The sequence below is a fragment of the Bordetella pseudohinzii genome, assembly GCF_000657795.2.
GTDB classification, from domain to species: Bacteria; Pseudomonadota; Gammaproteobacteria; order Burkholderiales; family Burkholderiaceae_B; genus Bordetella; species Bordetella pseudohinzii.
Map to the genome: position 1 here is coordinate 65,828 of NZ_JHEP02000017.1, position 17,546 is coordinate 83,373.

Annotated in this window: 15 protein-coding genes and 4 tRNA genes; 13 read left to right on the forward strand and 6 right to left on the reverse strand. The window is 67.0% G+C overall.

Annotation, left to right across the window (positions count from 1 at the left end):
* Positions 1-56: 56 nt before the first annotated feature.
* The 3 genes from L540_RS18700 to L540_RS18710 form a co-directional block, all read right to left on the reverse strand.
* Complete coding sequence (locus L540_RS18700; protein ID WP_043207667.1) at positions 57-1,283, reverse strand: YeeE/YedE family protein; 1,227 nt, start codon at positions 1,281-1,283, stop codon at positions 57-59.
* Positions 1,284-1,399: 116 nt separating this feature from the next.
* Complete coding sequence (locus L540_RS18705) at positions 1,400-2,683, reverse strand: arsenic transporter (protein WP_043207669.1); 1,284 nt, start codon at positions 2,681-2,683, stop codon at positions 1,400-1,402.
* 3 nt (positions 2,684-2,686) lie between these two features.
* Entirely contained in the window at positions 2,687-3,628 is a 942-nt protein-coding gene (locus L540_RS18710) for an AEC family transporter (RefSeq protein ID WP_043207670.1), read from the reverse strand.
* 111 nt (positions 3,629-3,739) lie between these two features.
* Between L540_RS18710 and L540_RS18715 the strand changes: the two genes are divergently transcribed.
* Positions 3,740-4,189: a GNAT family N-acetyltransferase gene (locus L540_RS18715; RefSeq protein ID WP_043207672.1), complete on the forward strand. Its 450-nt coding sequence runs from the start codon at positions 3,740-3,742 to the stop codon at positions 4,187-4,189.
* Between the two features lie 89 nt (positions 4,190-4,278).
* Here the strand turns inward: L540_RS18715 and L540_RS18720 are convergent.
* Positions 4,279-4,363: transfer RNA gene (locus tag L540_RS18720), tRNA-Leu, on the reverse strand.
* A gap of 152 nt (positions 4,364-4,515) precedes the next feature.
* Positions 4,516-4,600: transfer RNA gene (locus tag L540_RS18725), tRNA-Leu, on the reverse strand.
* Positions 4,601-4,751: 151 nt separating this feature from the next.
* Between L540_RS18725 and L540_RS18730 the strand changes: the two genes are divergently transcribed.
* Positions 4,752-5,372, forward strand: coding sequence for a tRNA-uridine aminocarboxypropyltransferase (locus L540_RS18730; protein WP_043207673.1), 621 nt, complete (start codon positions 4,752-4,754; stop codon positions 5,370-5,372).
* A 140-nt stretch (positions 5,373-5,512) separates the two neighbouring features.
* Here L540_RS18730 and L540_RS18735 read toward each other — a convergent pair.
* Positions 5,513-5,597 (reverse strand) — tRNA-Leu (locus tag L540_RS18735).
* A gap of 129 nt (positions 5,598-5,726) precedes the next feature.
* Here L540_RS18735 and rnr point away from each other — a divergent pair.
* The 11 genes from rnr (at position 5,727) to L540_RS18790 (ending at position 17,379) form a co-directional block, all read left to right on the forward strand.
* Positions 5,727-8,201 (forward strand): ribonuclease R, encoded by a 2,475-nt coding sequence (gene rnr / locus L540_RS18740; protein ID WP_109842428.1) that lies wholly within the window; start codon positions 5,727-5,729, stop codon positions 8,199-8,201.
* A 107-nt stretch (positions 8,202-8,308) separates the two neighbouring features.
* Positions 8,309-9,049, forward strand: a complete 741-nt coding sequence (rlmB, locus tag L540_RS18745; RefSeq protein WP_043207675.1) for a 23S rRNA (guanosine(2251)-2'-O)-methyltransferase RlmB — start codon at positions 8,309-8,311, stop codon at positions 9,047-9,049.
* A 47-nt stretch (positions 9,050-9,096) separates the two neighbouring features.
* Positions 9,097-10,341, forward strand: coding sequence for a cystathionine gamma-synthase family protein (locus tag L540_RS18750; RefSeq protein ID WP_043207678.1), 1,245 nt, complete (start codon positions 9,097-9,099; stop codon positions 10,339-10,341).
* A 325-nt stretch (positions 10,342-10,666) separates the two neighbouring features.
* Positions 10,667-10,939: an HU family DNA-binding protein gene (locus tag L540_RS18755; RefSeq protein WP_005012769.1), complete on the forward strand. Its 273-nt coding sequence runs from the start codon at positions 10,667-10,669 to the stop codon at positions 10,937-10,939.
* A 116-nt stretch (positions 10,940-11,055) separates the two neighbouring features.
* Positions 11,056-11,131 (forward strand) — tRNA-Val (locus L540_RS18760).
* A 273-nt stretch (positions 11,132-11,404) separates the two neighbouring features.
* On the forward strand, positions 11,405-12,190 hold the full coding sequence (locus tag L540_RS18765) for an energy transducer TonB (RefSeq protein WP_180961793.1): 786 nt from the start codon (positions 11,405-11,407) through the stop codon (positions 12,188-12,190).
* A 21-nt stretch (positions 12,191-12,211) separates the two neighbouring features.
* Entirely contained in the window at positions 12,212-13,126 is a 915-nt protein-coding gene (locus tag L540_RS18770) for a MotA/TolQ/ExbB proton channel family protein (protein ID WP_043207684.1), read from the forward strand.
* Positions 13,126-13,572, forward strand: a complete 447-nt coding sequence (locus tag L540_RS18775; protein ID WP_043207686.1) for an ExbD/TolR family protein — start codon at positions 13,126-13,128, stop codon at positions 13,570-13,572. The genes L540_RS18770 and L540_RS18775 overlap by 1 nt, the downstream gene beginning before the upstream one ends.
* A gap of 99 nt (positions 13,573-13,671) precedes the next feature.
* Positions 13,672-14,343, forward strand: coding sequence for a response regulator (locus tag L540_RS18780; RefSeq protein ID WP_029579629.1), 672 nt, complete (start codon positions 13,672-13,674; stop codon positions 14,341-14,343).
* Positions 14,344-14,393: 50 nt separating this feature from the next.
* Positions 14,394-15,515 (forward strand): sensor histidine kinase, encoded by a 1,122-nt coding sequence (locus tag L540_RS18785; protein ID WP_109842429.1) that lies wholly within the window; start codon positions 14,394-14,396, stop codon positions 15,513-15,515.
* Complete coding sequence (locus tag L540_RS18790; RefSeq protein ID WP_048026642.1) at positions 15,499-17,379, forward strand: potassium transporter Kup; 1,881 nt, start codon at positions 15,499-15,501, stop codon at positions 17,377-17,379. Before L540_RS18785 ends, L540_RS18790 begins: the two co-directional genes overlap by 17 nt.
* Positions 17,380-17,546 lie beyond the last annotated feature (167 nt).

The window sequence follows — 17,546 nt, forward strand, 5'->3', positions numbered from 1 at the left end:
GGGCCTTTTTCCAGGGGCCCCATGAAAAAGCCCCGCGGCGCGGCGGGGCTTGAGGTTCAGCAGCTCGAGGGCGCCGGGGTCTTTTCGACCGCCAGGCCGAAGTGGGGCCGCAGACGCACGCCCAGGGCGCTGCCCAGGAAGGCGGCCGGCAGCCAGAGCCAGGCATGCAGGCTGCCCGACAGGATGCCGCTGAAGTAGGCGCCGATATTGCAGCCGAAAGCCAGGCGCGAACCATAGCCCAGCAGCAGGCCGCCGATGACGGCGCCGGCCAGCGAACGGGCCGGCACCTGCCAGACGGGGGCGAACTTGCCGGCCGCCGAGGCCGCGGCCAGCGCGCCCAGCATCAGGCCGATGTCCATGACGGAGGTGACGTCGCGGGTGACCGGCGCGGCCAGCGCGGCCTGCTGCTTGCTCCAGTAGGCCCAGCTTGCGACGTCGCCGCCGAAGGCGTTGAGGATCTTGGCGCCCCACAGCGCGAAGGCCGAGGTGATGCCCCAGGGGCGGCCGGCCAGCGCCAGCGTGGCGAAATTGAGGATCACCAGGGCCACGCCGCCCCAGATGAGCGGCCAGGGGCCCTGCAGCAGCGTCGCCGGACGGCTGGTGCGCGCGGCCGAGGAGATCAGCTGGCCGTGGCGGCGTTTCTCGAGCACCGTGGTCAGCCAGGCGATGAAGGCGAAGACCGCCAGGTTGGCGATGAGCGCGGCCGGCAGCCCCCAGGTCTTGATCAGCGACGTCGGCGGCAGCGCCGGCAGGCTGGACCACCAGGGGAAGTTGGCCGTGGCGATGACCGAGCCGATGATGAAGAACACCAGGGTGACGATCATGCGGGTATTGCCGCCGCCCACCGCGAACAGCGTGCCGGAGGCGCAGCCGCCGCCCAGCTGCATGCCGATGCCGAACAGAAAGGCGCCCAGCAGGACCGAGACGCCCGGCGGCGAGACCAGGCCGTTGACCGGCTGGCCAAAGACGGTGCCCGCGGCCAGGAAGGGGAAGAACAGGATGACACCGAACGCCAGCATGACCATCTGCCCGCGCAGGCCGGCGCCCCGGCGGTCGGAGACGAAGACGCGCCAGGCCTGGGTGAAGCCGAAGGAGGCGTGATAGAGGGTGACGCCCAGCAGCGCGCCCACGATCCAGAGCGCGCTCTGGCGCCAGCTGACGGTTTGCAGCAAGTAGGCGGCGCCTGCCAGGACCAGCAGCAAGGCCACCAGCAGCGGCTTGCGGTTGATCCGGATGGGGGCGGCGGCCGGAGAAAGGGGCAGGGTGGAGGCGGGTGTGCTCATGGGTTCGGCGGGAAACAGAAAAAGGGCGCTTGTGCGCCCGTCACGCCAGTGTAGGCGGGGCGTGAAATTTCAAAAAATAATAATTTATTGTTTTTATATATCTAAAAGATATATGGTCATGGGCCCAGCCGCCAGGCCAGGGCCGCCAGCGTGGCCAGGAGCACCGGCACGGTCAGCACCAGCCCGACCCGGAAGTAATACCCCCAGGAGATCACCAGGCCTTTGCGCGCCAGCACATGCAGCCAGAGCAGGGTGGCCAGGCTGCCGATGGGGGTGATCTTGGGGCCGAGGTCGCTGCCGATCACATTGGCATAGATCATCGCCAGGCGGCTGCTGTCGTGCGCGACCTGGGCGTCGGCGATGGACAGCGCGCCGATCAGGACGGTGGGCAGGTTGTTCATGACCGACGACAGCACGGCCGTGGCGATGCCGGTGCCCAGGGCGGCGCCCCAGACGCCGGCCTCGGCGCAGCGTTCCAGCAGGCTGGTCAGGGCCTGGGTCAGGCCGGCATTGCGCAGGCCGTAGACGACCAGATACATGCCCAGCGAAAACACCACGATATGCCAGGGGGCCTCGCGCATGATGCGGCGGGTGCCCACGATATGCCGGCGGCCGGCGATCAGCAGCAGGCCGGCCGCGCCCAGCGCGGCGATGGCGCTGACCGGCACGCCCAGCGGTTCGAGCAGGAAAAAACCCGCCAGCAGCAGGGCCAGCACGATCCAGCCGGCGCGAAAGGTCAGGCTGTCGCGGATGGCGGTGCGCGGCGCCGGCAGGCTGGCCACGTCATAGCGCGGCGGGATGTCGCGGCGAAAGAACAGCCACAGCATGAACAGCGACGCGCCCACGGCCACCCCATTGACGGGCACCATGATGGCCGCGTACTGGCCGAAGCCCAGTCCGAAGAAGTCGGCCGAGACGATGTTGACCAGATTGGAGACGATCAGCGGGATGCTGCCCGTGTCGGCGATGAAGCCGGCCGCCATCACGAAGGCCAGCGTCGCGGCCGGGCCGAAACCCAGGGCCAGCAGCATTTCCATCACGATGGGCGTGAGGATGAGGGCGGCGCCGTCATTGGCGAAGAGGGCCGTGACCGCCGCGCCCAGCAGCACGATGAGCACGAAGAGGCGGTGGCCGCTGCCCCGGCCCCAGCGCGCCACATGCAGGGCCGCCCATTCGAAAAAGCCCGCTTCGTCGAGGATGAGGCTGGTGATGATGATGGCGATGAAGGTGGCCGTGGCATTCCAGACGATATGCCAGACGACGCCGATATCCGAGAGCTGGACCACGCCGGTGGCCAGGGCCAGCGCCGCGCCGATGCAGGCGCTCCAGCCGACGTTCAGGCCGCGCGGCTGCCAGATGACCAGGGTGAGGGTGAGGATGAACAGGACGAGTGCAAGCATGGGTCAGGCCGGATGGAATTGCTGGATCCAGGCCACCAGGGCCGAAATGGTGATGACCGACAGCACGGTCGACAGCAGGATGGCGCGCGAAGTCGTGGTGGCCGAGCGGCCATAGAGCTGGGCCAGCATGAAAGGGCCGGTGCCTATGGGCAGCGCGCTCATGAGCACCGCGCACCAGGCCCATAGCGGGGGCATGGAAAACACCCCGAAGGCCAGCGCCGCGGTGGCGGCGGGCTGCAGCAGCAGCTTGCCGGCCACCAGCCGGCCGACGGCCGCGCCGCCCGAGGCCGGTTGGGCCTGGGCAAGAAACAGGCCGATGGTGACCAGGGCGCAGGGGCTGGCCGAGGCGCCCAGCAATTCGACATAGCGGTCCAGCCCCTGGGGCAGGGCGGGGCCCAGCGCCGCCCACAGCGCGCCCGCCAGGGGCGCGATCAGCAGCGGGTTGCGCGCCAGCGCGCGGCCCACCTTATAGAGCGTGGCGCTCCAGTGCTGCTGGCGGTGCTGGTCGTACTCGATGAGGGCGATGGCGCAGGCAAACAAGGCGCAGGCGGTCAGCAGGGTCGTGATGATGGCCGGCGGCATGCTGGCCGGGCCCAGCACGGCCAGGCAAAGCGGGATGCCCATATAGCCGGCGTTGGCGTAGGAGGCGGCCAGGCCTTCGATGCTGCGGTCCGCGAGGCGGGCGCGCAGCCCGCCGGCCAGCATGGCCGCCGCGAAGGTGATGCAGATTCCGCCCCAGAAGGCCGCGATAAAGCCCCAGTGCAGCAATTCGTCCAACCTGGCCTGCGCCATGGCGCGAAACAGCAGGGCCGGCAGCGACAGGTAGACGACATAGCGGTTCAGGGCGTCGGTGGCGCCAGGCCCCAGCACGCGGGCGCGGGCGGCGAGCCAGCCGGTCAGGATCAGGGCAAAGACCGGCAGCGTGGCATTGACGACGGCGGACATGGCGCTTGGCGGGTTTGGAAAAGCCGCCATTCTACTGAAGGCCAGGGGGGCTTGGAGCCGGCTCCGCGGCCTGAGACAATCGCCGAACGACAACTTGCTGGAATTGCCGCCATGAGCACCCCGTCCACTTTTCCCGTCCGCATCGTCATCGGCACCTGGGACCGTCTGCGCGACCACGCCACCGAGGTGCGCCACGAGGTCTTCGTCCTGGAGCAGAAGGTGCCGCCGGAGGTCGAGCTTGACGACGAGGATGCGGTGTCGGTGCATGCGGTGGCCTACGACACCCAGGGGCGGCCCGTGGGCACCGGCCGCCTGTTGCCGGATGGCCACATCGGGCGCATGGCGGTGCGCAAGCCGGCGCGCGGCTCGGGCGTGGGCGGCCGCCTCCTGGACGCCCTGATCGAGCAGGGGCACGGCGACGGGCATCGCATGCTGGTGCTGCATGCGCAGACCCACGCCAAGGCCTTCTACGAGGCCCATGGCTTTCAGGCCGATGGCGACGAGTTTGTCGAGGCCGGCATTCCGCATGTCGTCATGACGCGGGAGCTGGCGCGCGCCTGATGCGCCCGTAAAGCAAAGACCCCGGAGGCTTGCGCATCCGGGGTCTTTTACTTTCTTGGCGCACCGCGAAGACATCGCGGTATCTGTATTGGTGCCCAGGAGAGGACTCGAACCTCCACACCTTGCGGCACATGGACCTGAACCATGCGCGTCTACCAATTCCGCCACCTGGGCATGAGCTGTGATGCCTGCATCGTTCCGCTCACAGTCAAACGGACGACCATGCTGTTTTGCGTGCCGGGCATGAACCGGCGATCCGGAAAGAAAAAACCCGAAGTGGATTCGGGTTTTTTGGCGCATCGTGCGGATCATCACGATGTTGATATTGGTGCCCAGGAGAGGACTCGAACCTCCACACCTTGCGGCACATGGACCTGAACCATGCGCGTCTACCAATTCCGCCACCTGGGCTCTGTCGATTTCACGTTGCCGTGTCATCAGCAGGACGCGAATTATGCACACTTTTCGCAGGCCGCGCAAGTTATCCGCAAAAAATGTGGGCGGATGGGGCGGGCGGGTATGCTTACGGCCTGGCCGCCGCCCATTTTTCCATCCCATTGCCATGTCCCGTCCGCATTGCGTCCGTTGCGAGCGTCCGCTTTCGCATTGCCTGTGCGCCCTCATCCCCAAGCTGGAGTCGGAGACGCGGGTCCTGATTCTCCAGGACCCGCGCGAGGCCGGACACGCCCTGAATACCGCCCGCCTGGCCTGGCTGGGCCTGGCGCGCGCCGCGCGCGTGGTGGCCGAGCGCTTCGACGAGGCGCTCTGGACACAGCCGGGATGGCAGGCCTTTTTGCTGTTTCCGGGCCAGGATGCACAGCCCGCCGCCCCTGGCGCGCCGGGGGCGGCGCGGCGTCTCTTGGTCGTGCCGGACGCGACCTGGCGCCGGGCGCGCGCCATGGTCGCGAGCCACCCCGCGCTGGCCGCGCTGCCCAGGCTCGGCCTGCCGGCCCCGGGGCCAGGGCGCTATCGCGTCCGGCATGCCGACCTGCCTGGCGCCCTGTCCACGCTGGAGGCTGTCGCCGCCGCCCTGAACGCGCTGGAGTCCACCGACCGCTTTGATGCCTTGCTCGCGCCGCTGGAGCGCCTGGTGCAGGGGCAGATCGATGGCATGGGCCGCGCGCGCTACGAGGCGCATCATTTGCGGCGCGAGGGCAGCCGCGCCAGAAAGCAGGAAGGCTAGGGGGAAAATGGCCGGCAGAATCATGCGGCCGGCAAAAGCGGCGGGCGCCGCCCAAAACAAAAACCCCGTCCGCTTGCGCGGTACGGGGTTTCTTTACTTATTATCAGGCAGTTTGCGGGCAAACTGCCTGAAAGAAACTGTGGTGCCCAGGAGAGGACTCGAACCTCCACACCTTGCGGCACATGGACCTGAACCATGCGCGTCTACCAATTCCGCCACCTGGGCACTGTGCCTGACAATATTTTTGCGGTGGATTTCACGTAGACTAGCTACTTCGCAAAAACCTGTGCTTGGCTTTCAGTGTCGCACTGGGCTGACCACAGAAGCTGCGCATTATATACGGGATTTTCAGCTTTGGCAAAACGATCGAACAACGACGCGAACAAAAATAATAGATCTACACCGGTCCTGCCCGATGCTCCGCCGGATTTCGATCCGGACGTCCCGTCGCGCGAACAGATCCTCAATGCCTTGCGCACGGCCGGCGCGCCGCTGTCGCCCGCCGAACTGGCCCAACGCATGGGCGTCGAGCGTGAAGCGACCATGGTCGGTTTCGAGCGCCGCCTGGCCGCCATGGAGCGCGACGGCCAATTGCTGCCCAACCGCAAGGGCGTGCTGCTGCTGGCCACCAAGCTGGACTTTGTCGCCGGGCGCGTGCAGGGCCACCGCGACGGTTTCGGTTTCCTGGTGCGCGATGACGGCGGCCCGGATATCTTCCTGTCGCCGCGCGAGATGCTCAAGGTGCTGCACGGCGACCGCGTGCTGGTCAAACCGTCGGGCGAGTACCGCGGCAAGCCCGAGGGCACCATCGTCGAGGTGATCGAGCGCCGCACCAACAAGCTGGTGGGGCGTTTCCTGCACGAGCATGGGCTGTCCATCGTGGTGCCGGAAGACCAGCGCATCAAGCACGACATCCTGATCCCGCCGGGCGACACCAATGGCGCGCAGCATGGGCAGGTGGTGTCGGTGGAAATCATCGAGCAGCCGACCCGCCATACCCAGCCGCTGGGCAAGGTGTTCGAGGTGCTGGGCGAGATCGACGACCCCGGCATGGAAATCGAAATCGCGGTGCGCAAGTTCGATGTCCCGGTCGAGTTCTCCGAGGCCGCGCGCAAGCAGGCCGCGCGCCTGCCCGACAGCGTGCGCAAGAGCGATCTGAAGGAGCGCGTGGATCTGCGCGATGTGCCGCTGATCACCATCGATGGCGAAGACGCGCGCGATTTCGATGACGCCGTTTATTGCCAGCCGGTGGACCTGGGCACGGGCCAGCGCAAGCGTCCCGGCTGGCGGCTGCTGGTGGCCATCGCCGACGTCAGCCATTATGTGCGTCCGGGCGACGCCCTGGATGACGACGCCGCCGAGCGCGGCACCAGCGTGTACTTCCCGCGCCGCGTCATTCCCATGCTGCCCGAGTCCCTGTCCAACGGGCTGTGCTCGCTCAATCCCAACGTGGACCGCCTGGTGCTGGTCTGCGACATGGTGATCCCCGCCACGGGGGCCAAGGCCGGCACGGTCTCGGCCTATCAGTTCTACAACGCCGTCATGCATTCGCATGCGCGCACCACCTACACCAGCATCTGGGAAGCCCTGCAGCAGCCCGGCGGTCCGGCCGCCCACGCGCTGGGCAAGCTGCTGCCGGACGTGCAGCACCTCTACGAGCTCTATCAGCTGCTGGCGCAGCAGCGCAAAAAGCGCGGCGCGATCGACTTCGAAACCGTCGAGACGCGCATTGTGTGCAATGAGCTGGGCCGCATCGAACAGATCGTGCCCATGGTGCGCAACGACGCCCATAAGCTCATCGAAGAGTGCATGCTGGCCGCCAACACCTGCGCGGCCGACTTCATGCAGCGCAGCAAGCACCCCGGTCTGTACCGCATCCACGAAGGCCCTACGCCCGAGCGCCTGCAGGCCTTGCGCGATTTCCTGCGCACCATGGCGCTGTCCCTGGGCGGCGGCGACACGCCCACGGCCAAGGACTACGGCGAGTTTCTCGATTCGGTGCGCGCACGCCCGGATTTCCCGCTGCTGCAGACCATGAGCCTGCGCTCCATGCAGCAGGCGGTCTACAGCCCGGACAATATGGGCCACTTCGGCCTGGCCTATCCGGCCTATTCGCACTTCACCTCGCCCATCCGGCGCTATCCCGACCTGCTCACGCATCGCGTCATCAAGGCCTTGCTCGCCGGGCAGCGCTATGTGCCCGAGCTGCTGTCCCAGCCCATGGTCATCGGGCGCAGCCAGCGCGAGCACGAGCATGCCATCTGGGAAAAGCTCGGCCTCATCCTGTCGGCCAGCGAGCGGCGCGCCGACGAGGCTTCGCGCGATGTCGAGGCCTGGCTCAAGTGCTGGTTCGTCAAGGAGCGGGTCGGCGAGGATTTCAGCGGCACCGTCACCGGCGTGGCCAGCTTCGGTATCTTCGTGACGCTGGACACCCTGCACGTCGAGGGTCTGGTGCATGTCTCGGAGCTGGGCAGCGAGTACTTCCAGTTCAATGATTCGCTGCACGAATTGCGCGGTGAGCGCACGGGCATGCGCTACCGCCTGACCGACAAGGTGCAGGTGCAGGTCTCGCGCGTGGACCTGGAGGCGCGCCGCATCGAGTTCCGGCTGGTCAAGGGCACGAGCTACGAAGCCTTGCGCAAGCAGAGCGCGCGCAATCCGGATGAGCCCCGGCGCGTCAAGAAGGCCGCCGCGCCCAAGCCGGCCGCGCTCAAGGGGCAGACGGCCAAGCAGCGCCGCGCCGAGGCCAAGAAGGCCAACAAAGTGCCGGCCACGCCGGCCAAGCGGGCAGGGGCGCCCGCCAAGAAGGCGGTGCGCGGGCGCCATTAAGCGCCGGGCGCGGTAACATTGCGGGATTCCAGGGGCGAGCCTTCAGGCGCCGTCCCGGCCCGCCGCCGTCGCGGCGGGATGTCCTGTTTTCAAAGGTAGTCATCACCATGGCGTCGACCCAGGTCCTGGCGGGGTTTCACGCAGTCGTCGCGCGTTTGCGCCACGCGCCCGAGTCCATCAAGGACATCTATGTCGAGGCCTCGCGCCGCGACAAGCGCATGCAGACGCTGATCGAGCAGGCCGAACGCGCCGGCCGGCGTGTGCATCCCGTGCCGGCCGAGCGGCTGGACGGCATGGCGCGCGGCACGCGCCACCAGGGCGTGCTGGCCCTGGCCGACGAACGCCCGCTGGCGGTGGGCGTGGACGAGGTCCTCGACGAAATCGAGGGGCCGGCCTTTCTGCTCATCCTGGACGGCGTGACCGATCCGCACAATCTTGGTGCATGCCTGCGCACGGCCGATGCCGCGGGCGTGCATGCCGTCATCGCGCCGCGGGACCGCGCCGTGGGCCTGAACAGCACCGTGCAGCGCGTGGCCTGTGGCGCCGCGGACACGGTTCCCTACATCATGGTCACCAACCTGGCGCGCACCATGCGCGAGCTCAAGGAGCGCGGAGTCTGGCTGGTGGGCACGGATGACCAGGCCAGCCACGATATGCACGCCGTGGACGCCCGCCAGCCCATGGCCTGGGTCATGGGTGCCGAAGGCGAGGGCATGCGCCGCCTCACGCGCGAGACCTGCGACCAGCTGGTCAACATTCCCATGCTGGGCTCGGTCGAGAGCCTGAACGTCAGCGTCGCCAGCGCGGTCTGCCTGTACGAGACCGTGCGCCAGCGGCGCGCTTCCTAACCTTTTCCGCCACCTTTTCTGCCGGCAACCCGGCGCCGGGCACCACCATGCACCAGAACGGCTTCACCACCACGATTCTCCATTCCGACCGCACGCAGGCCGTCGAGCACGGCGCGGTGCACAAGCCCATGCACCCTTCTTCGGAGTTCGCCTACGAAGATTCCCGCGAACTGGCGGCGGTGTTCCAGGGCAAGGCGGGCTTTACCTATGCGCGCCAGGGCACACCGACCACCAACGCGCTGGAAGCCAAGATCAGCAAGATGGAGGGCGGCAAGGGCACGGTGAGCTTCGCCACCGGCATGGCCGCGCTGGCGGCGATCTTCACGACGCTGCTGCGCCGCGGAGACCACCTGGTGTCCAGCCAGTTCATATTCGGCAATACCAACAGCCTGCTCGGCACCCTGATCGAGCTGGGCGTGGAGGTGACCTCGGTCGATGCCACCGACGCCGAGCAGGTGCGCGCCGCGCTGCGCCCCAACACCCGCATGGTGTTTACCGAAACCATCGCCAACCCGGGCACCCAGGTCGCCGACCTGGCGGCCATCGGCCGGATCTGCGGCGAGCACGGCCTGGTCTATGTCGTGGACAACACGCTGACCTCGCCCTGGCTGTTCCAGCCGCGCGAGGTGGGCGCTTCGCTGGTGATGAATTCGCTGTCCAAGTACATCGGCGGACATGGCCATGCCCTGGGAGGGTCAGTCACCGATACGGGCCTGTTCGACTGGTCGGGCTATGCCAATATCTTCGAGGCCTATCGCAAGGGGCCGCCCACCACCTGGGGGCTGACCCAGATCAAGAAAAAGGGCCTGCGCGACATGGGCGGCACCCTGGCCGCCGAGCCGGCGCACCGCATCGCCATCGGCGCCGAGACGCTGGCGCTGCGCATGGACCGGCATTGCAGCAACGCGCTGGCGCTGGCGCGCCTGCTGGCGTCGCATCCCGGCGTGGCCAAGGTCCATTACCCGGGCCTGGCCTCGCATCCGCAGCACGAGCGCGCGGGCAGCCTGTTCCGGCAGGGGCGCTACGGCGGCCTGCTCGGCGTGGAGCTGGCCGACGGCATCGACTGCTTCGACTTCCTGAATCGCCTGAACATCGTGCTCAACGCGACCCATCTGGGCGATACGCGCAGCCTGGCCCTGCCGGCTGCGCACACTATTTATTACGAGATGGGTCCGGAACGCCGGGCGCAAATGGGGATCGCCGACAGCCTCATCCGCGTCTCGGTAGGCATCGAAGACGAGGCCGACCTGCTGCATGATTTTGATCAGGCGCTGAAGGGATCGATGGCCTGAGGGCGGGCGCGCGGTGTTGCGCGCAGGGCATGCGCTTAGCGTTTTTGTTTATTGCGCAAAGCGCTAAAAGCTAGTATTGGCGCGGCTTCTCGCGTGGTTAATGCTTGACAGTCGCAGTCGCCCGGGGCCTAATACGTCTCAGCGTCGCAGATTTCCCGCAGCTTGAAAAAGCTGCTCCGGAACTGCGACGCAGCAGTTAAAAGGTTGTGCTTTTGCAGCGCAAGAAATATTAAATCGTCACTCGTCTGTTCTGGCGCGAGCCCAAGATCGGCGCTTTCGCGCTGCGCGGGGCGCGTAATTCATACCTTGTGAGGGGTAATTCTGAATGAACAAAACCGAACTCATCGATCACATCGCCAGCAAAGCCGATATCTCCAAGGCTGCCGCCGGCCGCACGCTTGACGCTTTGATCGGTGCCGTCAAGACCACGCTCAAGAAGGGCGGCACGGTCACGCTGGTGGGTTTCGGCACCTTTGCCGTGTCCTCGCGCGCCGCCCGCACCGGCCGCAATCCGCGCACGGGCGAGACCATCAAGATCAAAAAGGCCAAGGTGCCGAAGTTCCGTCCGGGCAAGGCCCTGAAGGACGCCGTCAACTGACGGGCTGCCAGGCAAGTCGGAAGCCTCGCGCCTATTGCGGGTTGCCGATTTGCCGACGCAGGCGCGGTTCGCTATACTTCGGGCCGCGCAAGACTTTGAGTAGTAGCCCCGCGCACGGGTGCTTAGCTCAGTTGGTAGAGCGGCGCCCTTACAAGGCGTAGGTCACAGGTTCGACCCCTGTAGCACCCACCAAAGCTGCGCGCCAGGCTCAAAGCCCTTGGACCATAGGTTCAAGGGCTTTTGTGCTTTTTGCCTCTCCGGATATGCCTGCCTCGGCTGGTCTTTGCGCGCGCAACCGTCAGCCGGCGCCGGCCATACCGGGATGGGGCGTCGATGCCAAGCGGATTAAACTTGCGAATCATTCGCATTTGATATATCGTGGGGGACTTGGAAACGCCAGCCAGTGGCCGGGGATAAGCCTCCCGGTTGCGCGCTGGCGTACTCGTTAATGTTTCTGGCTGATTCATGCCTAGCCTTCAATACGGTTGGACTACTACCCCGCAGGCGTCCATGGGGTTGCGTGTGGGAGCCGGCATCGCCGTGCTTGCCGCGCACGCGGCGGTGATCGGGGCCATCTTCCTGAACCACACCGAGGCGCCCGTCCTGCTCGAGCAGGAGCCTGTCATGGTGAGCGTCATCGAGGCTCCCGTCCCCCAGGTCGCCAAGGCCGAGCCCAACCCCGAACCGCCCGTCGAAGAGACGCCGCCGCCCGAGCCGGCGGTCGAGCCTCCGCCGCCCGAACCGGAGCCCGAGCTCAAGCCCGAGCCGGAACCCGAGCCCATCGTGGAAAAGGCGCCCGAGCCGGCGCCGCCGCCCAAACCCAAGCCCAAACCCAAACCTAAGCCGCAGCCCAAGCCGCAACCCAAGACCGAGGTCCAGGCCGAGCCCAAGCCGCAGACGCCGCCGGCCGGCGCCACCGATGGCGAGCAGGTCACGCAGGCGCCCAAGCAGGGGCCGGCGCCGGATGAGCCGATCTTCATGTCCAGCGTCGAGTACCTCGGCGATCGGCCGGCGCCCAGGTATCCCTCGGAGTCCATCCGGCGCCGCGAGCAGGGCCGCGTCATCGTGCTGGTCACGATCAATCCGCAGGGCTATGTCGACAAGGCCAGCATCGATACCTCCTCGGGATTCCGCCGGCTGGACAATTCGGCCCTGGAGGCCGTGCGCAAGGCGAGATTCAAACCACTGACACGCAACGGGGTTCCCCAGACCGCCATGGCCAGGATTCCGTTCGATTTCGGACTTAAGTGATACCAGCAAAAGGGAACTGAAATGTTCAACGCACTCCAAAACGCCATGATGGTCGTGGCCCAGGCAGCGGCCCCGGCCGCGCCCGCCACAGGCGCCGCTCCGTCCGCCGTGCCGCCGGCCGCCCCGGAGGCCTTGCAGCAGGCCGCCACGGCCCTGAACGCCGCGGCCGGCGCGCCGGCTCCCGCCGCCGCGCCGGACATGGGCTTTCTGCATTTCGTGGCCCAGAGCGATTTTGTCGGCAAGACGCTCTTCATCATCCTGATCCTGATGTCGCTGGTGACCTGGTATCTCATCGTGGTCAAGGCCTTCAGCAACCTGCGCATGCGCAAGCGCGCGGCCAACTTCCTGAACCACTTCTGGAATGCCAGCTCCTTGCAGCAGGTCGAGAACGAGATCATCACGCACGGCGCGCGCGATCCCTTCTCGCACCTGGCCAGCCATGCTATCCACGCGCAGAGCCACCACGCCAAATTCGGCGCGACCAAGCTCGAGGAGGCCGGCAGCAACGGCGAGTTCGTGACCCGCACGATGCGCAAGGTGATCGACGAGGAGACCGCCAAGCTCGAAAACGGCCTGACCGTGCTGGCCTCGGTAGGCTCGACCGCGCCTTTCGTCGGCCTGTTCGGCACGGTGTGGGGCGTGTATCACGCCCTGGTCGGTATCGGCCTGTCCGATGGCGTGACCATCAACCGCATCGCCGGCCCCGTGGGCGAAGCGCTGATCATGACCGGCCTGGGCCTGGCCGTGGCCATTCCGGCGGTGCTGGCCTATAACGCCTTCGTGCGCAACAACCGCGTCTTCCTGTCGCGCCTGGATGCCTTCGCGCATGACTTGTTCGCCTTCCTGACCACCGGCCAGCAGGTCGCCGTGTCGGATGGCAAGGTCCGCGCCCTGCGGCGCCAGGGCGCGCAGGCCGATGCGCGGGGGAGCGAATAATGGCTTTCGGCAGCTTCGACAACAAAGGGTCGGGCGGCCACACCGTGTCCGAGATCAACATGGTGCCGCTCATCGACGTGATGCTGGTGCTGCTGGTGATCTTCATCATCACGGCGCCGCTGCTGGCGCATTCGATCAAGATCAATATGCCGCAGGTCTCGGCCGAGCAGATCCAGGAGGATCCCAAGACGATAGACCTGGCCATCGACGCCAGCGGCGCGCTCTTCTGGGACGAGCAGCCCGTCGCCCTGGAGGACCTGCCGTTCCGTTTCCAGGCGGTCGCCGGTGACAAACCCCAGCCGGAGATCCGCATCCGCGCCGACCAGAACACCCGCTACGAAACCCTGGCCAAGGTCATGGCCTCGGCTCGCCGCTCCGGCATGAGCCGCATCGGCTTTATCACCACCCCGGCGCCGGCCGATCCGGCCGCCCAGCCCGCGCCCTGAGAGCAGCCGCCGGGGAGGGCATCCTCCCCGGTGTCCATTCCGGGGCCACTCGCGAATTCCGCTTGGGCGCGCCGCCCAGGATCGCGCTAGAATCGCGGGATGCGAGTACTCGTAATCGAAGACGACACCACCCTGGGCCACGCGCTCCAGGAATTCCTGTCCGACCAGGGCTATGCCGTGGACTGGCTCACCGAGGGTGACAAAGTCCAGGGAGCGCTGGCGGGACAGCCCTACGACCTGCTTCTGCTCGACCTCAACCTGCCCGGCCAAAGCGGCCTGGAGGTGCTGCGCCAGCTGCGCCAGGAGGGCAACCAGGTCCCGGTCCTCATCCTCACCGCCCGCGACGGGCTGGACGACCGCGTCGCCGGCCTGGACGCCGGGGCGGACGACTACGTCACCAAGCCCTTCGACCTGCCCGAGTTGGCCGCCCGCGTGCGCGCCCTGGGGCGCCGGCGCACCGGCCAGGCCCAGCCCCTGATCGAAGTCGGTCCTCTCGTGTTTGACACCGTGGGCCGCGAAGTCCGGGCCAACGGCCAACGCCTCGCCCTGTCGGTGCGCGAGCTGTCCGTGCTGGAGATGCTCATGGCCCGCGTCGGCCGCGTCGTGACCAAGCGCCAGATCGTCAATTCCCTGTCCGCCTGGGACGCCGATTTCAGCGAAAACGCGGTCGAAGTCTATGTCTACCGCTTGCGCAAGCGCCTCGAAGGCACCGGCGCCAGCATCCAGACCGTGCGCGGCTTTGGCTATATGCTGGATGTCGAAGCGGCTTGAGCCCGCCGGACGCCGGCCCGCCAGGGCGGGCGTAAACCGCTTCTTCCAATATGCCGGATTCCCCCACTGAACCGTTGCCGCAACAGCCAGCCTGGAAGCTGCCGGCCGGTTCGCTGGCGCGCCACCTGGTGGTGCGCCTCATGCCTCCCATCTTGCTGCTGGTCCTGCTGGACCTGGCCGCCACCTGGGTCATCACGCACAAGATCGACATGTCGGTCTGGATGCTGGAAGACTTCTTCTGGCTCATGGTGGCGGGGCAGGTCCTGCTGATCGCCCTGTTTGCCGGCGTGATCATCCAGGGCGTGCGCTCCGGCCTGCGTTCGGTCAACCATCTGTCCGAAGAAATCCGCCTGCGCTCCATCGATGACATGCAGCCCATGGCGGTGCAGGGGCTGCCGGCCGAGATCGCGCCGCTCGTGACCCATATCAACGACCTGCTGCTGCGCCTGGACGCTTCGCTGGCCGCGCAACGGCGCTTCATCGGCCATGCGGCGCACCAGCTGCGCACGCCCCTGAGCGGGCTGCGGCTGGAGTCCGAGCTGATGCTGGCCCGCCCCTTGCCGGAGGATGTGCGGGCGCGCGCCGAGCGCATCAAGGTCGTGAGCGACCGCATGATCCGCCTGGGGCAGCAATTGCTGGTGCTGGCCAAGGCCGATCCCAATGCCCGGCCGCAAGACCGTTTCGTGCGCCTGGATCTCTGCGAATGGGTGCGCGCCAGCGGCGCCGAATGGATTCCGCGCACGCGCGCCTCGCAGGTCGACATCGATCTGCTGGCGCCCGACCATCCCGTCTGGATAGACGGCGACCCCCTGCTGCTGGACGAGCTGCTGGGCAATCTCATCGACAACGCCCTGCGCTACGGAGCGGGCCGGGTCACGCTGACCATCGGCGAAAATCCGCCTTCGCTCACGGTCGAGGATGATGGCCCGGGCATCAATCCGGAAGAGCGCGAGCGCGTCTTCGAAGCCTTTTACCGTTCGCCGTCGGCAAGCGCCGACGGCTCCGGCCTGGGGCTGGCCATCGTGCGCGAGATCGCGCATGCGCATGGCGCCTGGTGGAAACTGAGCAGCCGTCCCGAGTTCAGCGGAACCCGGCTTACCGTTGTCTTTCCGGGCCCCCGCAAGGGCGCCCAACTTACCCGCCAAGAGCGCCCTTATGAGCCAGACCTCTGACGCAGGCACCTCCCGGCCCATGGCCCTGATGATGGGCGCCCTGGGGGTGGTCTACGGGGACATCGGCACCAGTCCGCTGTATACGCTGCGCGCCTGCCTGACGGGTTTCGCCGACCTCGAGCCCTCCCATATCCTGGGCGTGCTGTCCATCCTCTTCTGGCTGCTCATGGTGGTGGTGTCGCTCAAGTACGTGACGCTCGTGCTGCGGGCGGACAACCAGGGCGAGGGCGGCACGCTGGCCCTGCTGGAGCTGGCGGTGCGCGGGCGCAGCGCCAGGATGCGCTTGTTCCTCATCATATTGGGCATCTTCGGCGCCGCGCTCTTTTACGGCGACAGCATGATCACGCCGGCGATTTCCGTGCTTTCGGCCATCGAGGGCATAGGCGTGGTGTCGCACACCATGGACGCCTGGGTGGTGCCGGCGGCCATCGTGGTGCTGGTCGGGCTGTTTGCCATCCAGTCCCATGGCACGGGCGCGGTCGGCAAACTCTTCGGCCCGGTGATGGGGCTTTGGTTCGGCACGCTGGCCGTCCTGGGCGGCTGGCAGATCTGGCAGACGCCGGAAGTCCTGGCCGCGCTCAATCCGATGTGGGGGCTGCGCTTCATCATCGAGTTCCCCCTGATGAGCTTTCTGCTGCTGGGCGCGGTGGTGCTGGCCCTGACCGGCGCCGAGGCGCTGTATGCGGATATGGGCCATTTCGGGCGCCCGGCCATCCGGCGCGCCTGGTTCAGCATGGTGCTGCCCTCGCTTACCCTGTGCTATCTGGGCCAGGGCGCCCTGTTGCTGCGCGACCCCTCGGCCATCCGCAATCCCTTCTTCTTGATGGCCCCCGAATGGGGCCTGGTCGCCCTGGTGGCCCTGGCCACCGTGGCCACGGTGGTGGCCTCCCAGGCCGTGATCTCGGGCGCGTTTTCCGTCACCCGCCAGGCGGTGCAGCTGGGCTTCTGGCCGCGCATGCAGATCCTGCACACCTCGGCCATCGAAAAGGGCCAGATTTACCTGCCCCAGGTCAATGCGCTGCTGCTGTGCGCCGTGCTGCTGCTGGTGCTGGTGTTCCGCAATTCCGAGAACCTGGCCGCGGCTTATGGTTTCGCCGTCACCGGCACCATGTTGACGACATCGGTGCTGGCCTTTGCCGTGCTGCCCAGGGGCAGCACGGGCGGCAGGCGGCTGGCCTGGATGGTCTTGCTCGGGATCCTGCTGCTCATCGACGTCTTGCTGTTCGGCGCCAATATCTTCAAGATCCACGAAGGCGGCTGGATGCCGCTGCTGGTGGGCGTGATCGTCTTCACGCTGATGATGACCTGGCGGCGCGGCCGCCAGCTGCTGGCCGAGCTCCAGGCCCGGGATCGCCAGCCCCTGAAGGAATTCATGGAGCAGCTGGAGGCCTATCCGCCGGCCCGCGTGCCCGGCACGGCCATCTTCATGACCATGAACAGCGGCAACGTGCCGCCGGCGCTGCTGCACAATCTCAAGCACAACAAGGTGCTGCACGACCACGTCGTGTTCCTCTCCATCAGGGTGGCCGACGTGCCCTATATCCCGGATAGCGGACGCTTCGAGGTCGCGCAGGTCAGCCCGTCGAGCTGGCAGGTCATCATCCATTACGGCTTCAAGGAGGATCCGGACGTGCCCGATGCGCTGCGCGAAGTGGCCGAGGCCTATCCGGAAATCGACCTGGAGCCCATGCGCACGTCCTTCTATCTGTCGCGGCAGACCGTGGTCTCGGCCAAGCGCTCGGCCATGTCGCGCTGGCGCCGCGCGGTCTTCGCCTTCCTGGCGCGCAACTCCACCCGCAGCACCAAGTTCTTCAAGATTCCGCCCAATCGCGTGGTCGAAATGGGCATGCAGGTGGAACTCTGACGGCGGAAACCCCTCGCCGTCTCCCGTCCTCATCCTACGGCGAACGCCGCCCCGCCTGATTGTCCCCGCCCCGCCGGTCGCCGCACACTTGCAACACACTGCCGGCTCCCTGACTGCCGGCTCCCTGACTGCCGGCTCCCTGACTGCCGGCTCCCTGACTGCCGGCT

What these genes read in the sequence shown, in the direction of transcription:
- L540_RS18730 (WP_043207673.1), top strand. Translation starts at nt 4,752, where the DNA reads ATGTCCCGTCCGCATTGCGTCCGTTGCGAGCGTCCGCTTTCGCATTGC.
- L540_RS18770 (WP_043207684.1), top strand. Translation starts at nt 12,212, where the DNA reads ATGTTCAACGCACTCCAAAACGCCATGATGGTCGTGGCCCAGGCAGCG.
- L540_RS18700 (WP_043207667.1), bottom strand. Translation starts at nt 1,283, where the DNA reads ATGAGCACACCCGCCTCCACCCTGCCCCTTTCTCCGGCCGCCGCCCCC.
- L540_RS18765 (WP_180961793.1), top strand. Translation starts at nt 11,405, where the DNA reads ATGCCTAGCCTTCAATACGGTTGGACTACTACCCCGCAGGCGTCCATG.
- L540_RS18790 (WP_048026642.1), top strand. Translation starts at nt 15,499, where the DNA reads ATGAGCCAGACCTCTGACGCAGGCACCTCCCGGCCCATGGCCCTGATG.
- L540_RS18705 (WP_043207669.1), bottom strand. Translation starts at nt 2,683, where the DNA reads ATGCTTGCACTCGTCCTGTTCATCCTCACCCTCACCCTGGTCATCTGG.
- rlmB (WP_043207675.1), top strand. Translation starts at nt 8,309, where the DNA reads ATGGCGTCGACCCAGGTCCTGGCGGGGTTTCACGCAGTCGTCGCGCGT.
- L540_RS18755 (WP_005012769.1), top strand. Translation starts at nt 10,667, where the DNA reads ATGAACAAAACCGAACTCATCGATCACATCGCCAGCAAAGCCGATATC.
- L540_RS18775 (WP_043207686.1), top strand. Translation starts at nt 13,126, where the DNA reads ATGGCTTTCGGCAGCTTCGACAACAAAGGGTCGGGCGGCCACACCGTG.
- L540_RS18750 (WP_043207678.1), top strand. Translation starts at nt 9,097, where the DNA reads ATGCACCAGAACGGCTTCACCACCACGATTCTCCATTCCGACCGCACG.
- L540_RS18780 (WP_029579629.1), top strand. Translation starts at nt 13,672, where the DNA reads ATGCGAGTACTCGTAATCGAAGACGACACCACCCTGGGCCACGCGCTC.
- L540_RS18715 (WP_043207672.1), top strand. Translation starts at nt 3,740, where the DNA reads ATGAGCACCCCGTCCACTTTTCCCGTCCGCATCGTCATCGGCACCTGG.
- L540_RS18710 (WP_043207670.1), bottom strand. Translation starts at nt 3,628, where the DNA reads ATGTCCGCCGTCGTCAATGCCACGCTGCCGGTCTTTGCCCTGATCCTG.
- L540_RS18785 (WP_109842429.1), top strand. Translation starts at nt 14,394, where the DNA reads ATGCCGGATTCCCCCACTGAACCGTTGCCGCAACAGCCAGCCTGGAAG.